The sequence below is a fragment of the Achromobacter sp. 413638 genome (assembly GCF_043119405.1).
Classification (GTDB): Bacteria; Pseudomonadota; Gammaproteobacteria; order Burkholderiales; family Burkholderiaceae_B; genus Achromobacter.
This window is the reverse complement of sequence record NZ_JBICCO010000147.1, coordinates 1-7,569: the sequence shown is the minus strand read 5'-3', so window position 1 is coordinate 7,569 and position 7,569 is coordinate 1. Positions and strand designations below refer to the sequence as shown.

The following is a 7,569-nucleotide window of genomic DNA, read 5'->3' as shown; positions in this document are numbered from 1 at the left end:
CCCCCCCCCCCCCGCCCCCCCCCCCCCCCCCCCCCCCCGGCCATGTGTTCGGCCGTGATCCTGGCGGCCTTCGTCATCGTCGGGCTGCTCGATTCCGTCCACTACCGGCCGCTGCTGCCGCCGGCGCCGGGCGCGCCGGCCGACGCCGCGCCCGCCTACGCGCCCGTCGTGCGCTCGGCGCTGGACGGGCTGCTGGACGGCAGCGTGTTGACGCGGCCCGAGAAAACCTATTCCACGCCGCTGGCGGTGCGCCAGTTCACCAAGGAAACCACGCTGGTGGACGACAAGCCGGTGCGCGATTTCCCGCTGCTGCGCGGCGCGGGCAAGCACCTGGCCGATCCGGACCGCGACCGTCCCGCCGACGTGCTCAAGCGCCTCGGCCTGGGGCTGGCGGGCGGCCTGGCGGCCGGGCTGGCCGGCACGTTCCTGCTGACGGCCTGCCTGGCGCGCCGGCGCGGCGGCGTCGCGGCCGCCGCCGCCGAGGTCCTGGGGGGGCGCGGCGAACTGCCGTGGCGCGCCATGAGCCTGACCTTCGTTTTGCTGTGCATGGCGGCGGGCGCGTTGATCGGGCTGTCCACCGGCTATCACGCGCTGGGCACCGACCGCATCGGCAACGACGTGCTGTGGCAGGCCTTGAAGAGCATCCGCACGGCGTTGGTCATCGGCAGCCTGACCACGCTGGCCATGCTGCCGCCGGCCATCGTGTTCGGCATCTCGGCCGGCTATTTCAAGGGCAAGGTCGACGACGCCATCCAGTACCTGTACACCACCATCACCTCGATCCCGGGCGTGCTGCTGGTGGCGGCCTGCGCGCTGATGATGCAGGTCTATATCGACAACCACGCCGAGCTGTACGACACCTCGGCCGCGCGCGCCGATCTGCGCCTGTTCCTGCTGTGCATGATCCTGGGCCTGACCGGCTGGTCCGGCCTGTGCCGCCTGCTGCGCGCCGAGACACTCAAGCTGCGCGAGCTGGAATATGTGCAGGCGGCGCGGGCCTTCGGCGTGTCGCACTGGCGCATCATGACGCGGCACCTGCTGCCCAACGTGGCGCACCTGGTGCTGATCACCGTGGTGCTGGAGTTCTCGGGGCTGGTGCTGTACGAGGCCGTGCTGTCCTATCTGGGCATCGGCGTGGACCCGAGCATGAATTCCTTTGGCTCGATGATCGACGGCGCCCGCCTGGAGATGTCGCGCGATCCCATGATCTGGTGGAACCTGATGACCGCCTTCGTCTTCATGCTGGCCCTGGTGCTGGCGGCCAACCTGTTCGCCGACGCGGTGCGCGACGCCTTCGATCCGCGCACGCGCCGCTACAAGCCCAGCCGCGTGGCGGGCCTGGCGCGCTCGCTGCGCCAGCGCCGCGCGCAATCCCAGGCTGGCCAGGGAGATGCGCGATGAACGCCGGCTCACCCATGCTCGAAGTCCGTGATCTGGAAATCGACATCGCCGGCGAACGCGGCATCACCCAGGCCGTCAAGCGCCTGGGACTGGCGGTGGCGCGGCGCGAAACCTTCGCGCTGGTCGGCGAGTCCGGCTGCGGCAAGAGCATGACCGCGCTGGCGCTGCTGCGGCTGCTGCCCGATGCCGGCCGCATCGTGGGCGGACAGATCGACCTGGACGGCGAGGACCTGAACCGCCTGCCGGAAAGCGCGATGCGCGGCGTGCGGGGCGGGCGCATCGGCATGATCTTCCAGGAGCCCTCGACCAGCCTGAACCCGGTCATGCGCGTGGGCGACCAGATCATCGAGACGCTGACCACGCACACCTCGCTGCGCGGCGACACGGCGCGCCTGCGCGCCATCGACTGGCTGAGACGGGTCGGCATTCCCGAGCCCGAGCGGCGCATCGACGACTATCCCTTCCAGTTCTCGGGCGGGCAGAAGCAGCGCGTCATGATCGCCATCGCGCTGGCCGCCGAGCCGCTGCTGCTGATCGCCGACGAGCCGACCACGGCGCTGGACGTCACCGTCCAGGCGCAGGTGCTGGACCTGCTGGCCGACATTCAGCGCGAGCTGGGCATGGCCGTGCTGCTGATCACGCACGATCTGGCGGTGGTGAAGAACGTGGCGCACCATGTCGCGCTGATGCGTGGCGGCGAGATCGTCGAAAGCGCCAGCGCCGAGGAATTCTTCCGCGCGCCGCGCCATCCCTATGCGCGCCAGCTGTTCGACGCCATTCCGACCTTCGACAAGCGCGGCGCGCCGCTGACCGAGCAAGGCCGGCTGGCGCGTCCGGGATCGCGGCGCGGCGAGCGCGGCGCCGGGGCCGTGGTGCTGGACGTGCAGGACCTGAAGGTCCACTACCCGGTGCGCAAGGGGCCGCTGCGCCGCATCGTTTCCTGGGTCAAGGCCGCCGACGGCGTGTCCTTCACGCTGCGCGCCGGCGAGACGCTGGCCCTGCTGGGCGAGTCCGGCTGCGGCAAGACCACCACTGGCAAGGCGCTGCTGCGCCTGATCGACGGCGCGCATGTGTCGGGGCGCGCCATGCTGCTGGGCCACGACCTGCTGGCGGCCGACCGGCGCAGCCTGCAGCGGCTGCGGCAGGACATCCAGATCGTGTTCCAGGATCCCTTCGCCTCGCTCGATCCGCGCATGCGGATCGGCGACATCCTGGACGAAGGCCTGGAATCCCTGCGGCGCGGCATGAGCCCGCGGGAGCGGGCCGCGCGCGCGGCCCGCTTGGTCGAGCGCGTGGGCCTGCCGGCCGACACGCTCAGCCGTTATCCGCACGAGTTTTCCGGCGGCCAGCGCCAGCGCATCGCCATCGCCCGCGCGCTGGCGGTCGAGCCCAAGGTGCTGATCTGCGACGAACCCACGTCCGCGCTGGACGTGTCGGTGCAGGCGCAGATCCTGGACCTGCTGAACGAATTGCAGGAAGAGCTGGGCATCGCCTATCTGTTCATCACGCACAACTTCGGCGTGGTCGAATACCTGGCCGATCGCATCGCCGTGATGGATGGCGGGCGCATCGTCGAGCTGGACCAGGCCGATGCCGTGCTGCACGCCCCGCGCCAGGAAGTGACGCGCAAGCTGTTGGCGGCGGTGCCGCGCCTGCAATTCGGCGCCGCGCCCGAAGGCGGATCCCGCTGAGCCGATGAGGCGGCAAGCGCGAGGGTCGCATCCCGCGCGCCCAAACAAATGCGCGTCCCGATCCTTGCGGAAGGGGACGCGCGCCGGGCCTCGCCGCTCGCCGAGGCGGCCCGGTTCAAAGGTCGTCGTGATGATGCGCGCTGCGGGTTTCCAGCCACACCAGGGTGTCGTGCCTCAGGGCGCGCACGCACTGCGCCAGGAAGGCATGCACCGTTTCCAGCTCCGACGCGTCATAGCGGCGCGCCAGCGTGACGACTTGCTCCGTGATCCACTGCCGTTCCTGGGCCAGCATCTGGCAGGTTTCCTCGACCGGCCGGATCACGATCATCCGGCGGTCCAGGGGATGGCGACCGCGTTGCACATATCCAGCCCCTTCCAGCCGATTGATCAGGGCCGTCGCGCCGCCGGAGCTGATGCCCATCAGCTGGGCCAGTTGTCCGGTGGGCAGCGCGTCGAACTCCATGACCAACTCCAGCGCCTTCAGATCCGCCAGGGGAATCTCCAGCTTTTCCGCCAGGGCCGCCTGGCAGGCCGCGTTGTACACGGCGAACTGGCGGCCCAGCATCAGGGCGATATCCTCGAGCATTCCGGGGCGCAGCGTGGCGGTGCGGGACTCAGGCATCACGGTCACATGCTCGTGGTGAACGATGGTTTCTTGTTGCAGCATGATTTCGCTCCCTCACGAATCAGGTTGTCGTCATTACTTCTTGGCCGTCAGGCCGCCCGTCAGGCCGCCGAGCAATCCGCCCAGCAGGCCGCCGTTGGCCGCGCCGCCGGACGAGCCGGTGGTGCCGCCGGTCGCGCCGCCCAGCAAGCCGCCAAGCAGCCCGCCGTTCGCGCCCGCCGAGGCGCCGGCGCTGGCGCCGCCCGCGCTGGCTCCCGCGTTGACGGCCACGCCGCCGAGCAGGCCGCCCAACAGTCCGCCGTTGGACGCGCCGCCGGAGGCGCCGCCCGCCGCCCCGCCTGAGGCGCCGGCCGTGACGCCGCCGGTCAGTCCGCCCAGCAATCCGCCCAGCAGGCCGCCGTTGGCCGCGCCGCCCGCCGTGCCGCCCGCGGTGCCGCCGGCCGTGCCGCCAAGCAGGCCGCCCAGCAGACCGCCGTTGGCCGAGCCGCCGGCAGTGACGCCCAGGCTGCCCGTCACGCCCGCCAGCAGGCCGGTGACCGGCGCCAGCAGGCCGCCGTTGCCGCCCGCCGGGGTGCCGCCGACGCCACCCACGCCACCCAGGATGCCGGTGATCGGGCTCAGCAGTCCGCCATTGCCGCCGGCCGCGCCGCCCAGGCCCAGGCCGCCGGTCAGGGCCGCCACGGTGCCGGTGGCATTGGCCAGCGTGTTGCCCAGCGGGTTGGTATTGCCCGGCGTGGCGTTGAGCAGGCCGCCCACGCTGCTGACGGTGGCGCCCAGCCCTTGCAGCACGCCGCCCAGGCCCGCGGTGTTGCCGACCTGGCCGCCCAGTCCGGCGACGGTGCCGCCCACGTTGTTGAGCAGGCCGGCGACCGGCGCGCCCAGCTTGGTGGTGGCGCCGACCTGCTGGGTCAGGTTGGTGACCGTGCCGGCCAGCGGACCGACCGTCGGGTCAAGCGCCGCGCCCACGCCACCCAGCGTCGGGCCCAGGCCCAGCGGCAGGAGGTTGTCCGCGGCCTTGCCGGTATTGGTCAGGGCAGGTTCCAGCACGGGCTTGTAGGGGCCGCTGAGCAGGCCGCCGGTCACGCCGCCGACCAGCTTGTTCACCGGGTTGAGCAGGCCGCTCTGGCCGCCCAGGCCCGCGGTCAGCGCGCCCACGGCATTGGTGGCGTTACCGAGCACGGTCTTGAGCGGATCCGGATTGTTCGGAGAGGCATTGAGCAGGCCGCCCGCGCTGGCCACGGTCTTGCCCAGACCGTCGACCAGGCCGCCGACGCCGCCGCTCAGTCCGCCCGGCAGGCCCGTGCCCTTCACCGTGGTGCCCAGATTGCTGACCAGGCCGCCGGTCTGTTGCAACACGCCGTCCACGGGCTGGCCCAGGCCGGTCGTCGCGCCGACCTTCTGCGTCAGGCTGACCACCGTGTCGGTCACGGGCTTGACCGTGGGGTCCAGCGCCTTGCCGATGCCGCCCAGCGTCGTGCCCAGGTTCAGGGGCAGCACGTTGTCCACGGCCTTGCCGGTATTGCCCAGGGTGGTTTGCAGGGCGCCGGGCGTGGTGGTCGGCGTGGTCGGGCCGCCAGGGTCGGGCTTGCCCGGGTTTCCGGGGTTGCCAGGGTTGCCGGGGTTGCCCGGCAGGCCACCGCCCGGATTGGTCGGAATGTCCGTGCCGGGCAGGCTGGCGGATCTGCTTCCACCGCCGCCGCCACCGCCGCAGGCGGAGAGGGCGCTCATGATGGCGGCCGCCATGACGGTGGCGGTCAGAATGCGTTGCACACGTTGCGTATCGGTCTTGATGTACATGGCGAGCTCCTGGTTTGGAAGGGTCAGACGGCGATACCGCCCGATACCCTTCCTCATGCATAAACCGTGCCAAGTTTTTTCAGGAACCGATTTTGAACGTTATTCTTGGAGTTGAAGATTAATAAATATCCATTTTTTTCAATGGCTTGCACATCGTTCCAAGGGTTTGCACCAATATTGAGAAACCCGCAAATCTGAGATCGCAAAGAGCCTGCGAATGTTACGAATGCGGCGGATTCGGGGGTTACGTTACGTCCGGCGTTACGTAACGTGATGTAGGAAACCGGCAAAAAAAAACGCCTGTCGCAACAGGCGCGGGATATCGTGATTTATCGGCGTCCCGGTTTGCGCGGGACATGGATCATGTCGTTCAGAACGCGTCGTAATAAAGAGAGTAATTCGCGTTGAAGCGCAGGTCGCGGTTGTCGCCGTTGGAGGTGCGGGAGGCGACGGGCTTGGCGACGTTGAAATCGAATAAATAGTACTTGTCGTCGGTAAACCTCAGGCCGAGCGCCACCGAGGACAGATGGCGCTGGTTCAATTGCTGGAGCGACGCGTTGTTGTACCAGGTGCGGGCATAGTCCACCAGCGCGTAGGGCTGCACATTGCTCAGATACCGCCAGCCTGTGTTGAAACGCCGATTGATTTCCAGCGACGCGCCCACGCCCTTGTCGCCGCTCTGTTCCCCTTGCGGGTAGCCCATGGCGTAGCGCCAGCTGCCGAACGAGACCTGTTCGGACGAGGGCAGGATATTGCTGGAATATTGGCCGGCCGCGGACAGCACCAGGCCAAACTGCGCCGGCAGCACAAACGTTTGCTTCGCGTTCAGGTTGAATCGCTTGAAATCCAGGTCCAGGACCGGCACCGAGGAAAACCCGTAATTGGTCGAGATTTCCTTTTTCGCGCCGGCGGCGTCAAAACCCTTGGCCACGCCCAGTGTCACGTCGGTGGCCATGCTCTCGGACAGCTGGATATACCTGAGTTCGGCATTGACGGCGCGCACGCGCGCGTCCTGTTGCAGCCAGCGGTCGCTGTTGTTGGCTTCGTAGCGATCTTTGGAATTGGCCGCGTATACCCCCAGCGTCCCGGTCAGCGAGCGCGTATTGTTGAGCAGGAAAGGGTAGCTCAGGCCGATGCCGATGCGGTCGTTGCGCACGTGCCGCTGGAATCCCAGATATTCGATCGAATCGTCCTTCGGGCGCGCATCATAGTGATAGCCGTCCACCTTCACGGCCAGCCCGTCCGAGCCGATCGGCACGCGCACCTCGCCCATTATGTATTTGACGTCGCCCGACCGGAAGGGCAGTGCGGCCGTCAGTTTCACCTGTTCGCCCAGGGGCGTCAGGCTGTTGGTGGCGACGTTGACCAGCGGCTGCATGCCCTTGCCCAGGTCGGCCACGCCGCCCGTCAGGCTTACCGGTTGCCGGGCGGCCTCCAGCACCAGCTCGGTGGCGCCATCCGCGCGCCGGGGCAGATCCAGGCTGGGCGTGAAGGTCACGCCGGGCACGGTGCGCATCAGGTTCAACACGCGCTCCAGCGTGGCCTGCCTGAGTGGTTTTTCCTCTTTCAGCCGTTGCGCCAGCGATTCGAGGCGGTCCTTGGCATTGCCGAGGTCGCCGTTGATGCGGACGCTGCCGATATGACCTTCCACCACCGTCACGACCACCAGCCCGTTGGCGAAGCTCTGGTTCTGCACCAGGGCGAAGGACAGAGGATAGCCCCGGTCGCGGTAGAGCTGGGTGATCTTGTCCACCTGCTGCACCAGCTCGCCCAGGCTGATTTCCTTGCCGGACAGCGGGCTCAGCAGCGCCGATACCTCTTCGAAGGGCATGGCGTGCACGCCGGACACGTCGAAGTGGCGCGGCACGATGCGCTGGGCCAGCCGGGCCTGCAGCGCCAGTTGCTCTGGCGTGGGAGCTTGCACCACGGGGGGCGGCTGGTTGGCCGACGCGGGTCTTTCCATCGGCGGCAGCGAATCCACCGGGTTGCCGCGCAGCGGGCCGTCGGCGTGGGCGGTGCCTGCGGCCAGCGCGCAGGCCAGCAGTACGTATGAGG

At 68.9% G+C, this 7,569-nt stretch carries 5 protein-coding genes; 2 read left to right on the top strand and 3 right to left on the bottom strand.

All coding sequences use genetic code 11. The features are described from left to right. Positions 1 to 1,401 (top strand): ABC transporter permease (locus tag ACEU5R_RS31510; protein ID WP_392413804.1); only part of this gene is annotated, 1,401 nt, incomplete at its 5' end. Beyond that, positions 1,398 to 3,092: an ABC transporter ATP-binding protein gene (locus ACEU5R_RS31505; RefSeq protein ID WP_392413802.1), complete on the top strand. Its 1,695-nt coding sequence runs from the start codon at positions 1,398 to 1,400 to the stop codon at positions 3,090 to 3,092. The genes ACEU5R_RS31510 and ACEU5R_RS31505, both read left to right, overlap by 4 nt. Positions 3,093 to 3,207: 115 nt before the next feature. On the opposite strand, the gene ACEU5R_RS31500 is transcribed toward ACEU5R_RS31505, so the two are convergent. From ACEU5R_RS31500 to ACEU5R_RS31490, 3 genes are all read right to left on the bottom strand, one after another. Then, positions 3,208 to 3,759 (bottom strand): MarR family winged helix-turn-helix transcriptional regulator, encoded by a 552-nt coding sequence (locus ACEU5R_RS31500; RefSeq protein ID WP_392413800.1) that lies wholly within the window; start codon positions 3,757 to 3,759, stop codon positions 3,208 to 3,210. Positions 3,760 to 3,792: 33 nt separating this feature from the next. Continuing rightward, positions 3,793 to 5,514: a collagen-like triple helix repeat-containing protein gene (locus tag ACEU5R_RS31495; protein ID WP_392413798.1), complete on the bottom strand. Its 1,722-nt coding sequence runs from the start codon at positions 5,512 to 5,514 to the stop codon at positions 3,793 to 3,795. A gap of 370 nt (positions 5,515 to 5,884) precedes the next feature. Beyond that, the gene (locus ACEU5R_RS31490; RefSeq protein ID WP_392413806.1) at positions 5,885 to 7,558 is read right to left on the bottom strand and encodes a ShlB/FhaC/HecB family hemolysin secretion/activation protein; all 1,674 of its coding nucleotides are present in this window, start codon (positions 7,556 to 7,558) and stop codon (positions 5,885 to 5,887) included. Positions 7,559 to 7,569: the final 11 nt, after the last annotated feature.

Bases quoted from the DNA above. Each gene is read 5' to 3' on its own strand.
- ACEU5R_RS31505 (WP_392413802.1), top strand. From the start codon at position 1,398: ATGAACGCCGGCTCACCCATGCTCGAAGTCCGTGATCTGGAAATCGAC.
- ACEU5R_RS31495 (WP_392413798.1), bottom strand. From the start codon at position 5,514: ATGTACATCAAGACCGATACGCAACGTGTGCAACGCATTCTGACCGCC.
- ACEU5R_RS31500 (WP_392413800.1), bottom strand. From the start codon at position 3,759: ATGCTGCAACAAGAAACCATCGTTCACCACGAGCATGTGACCGTGATG.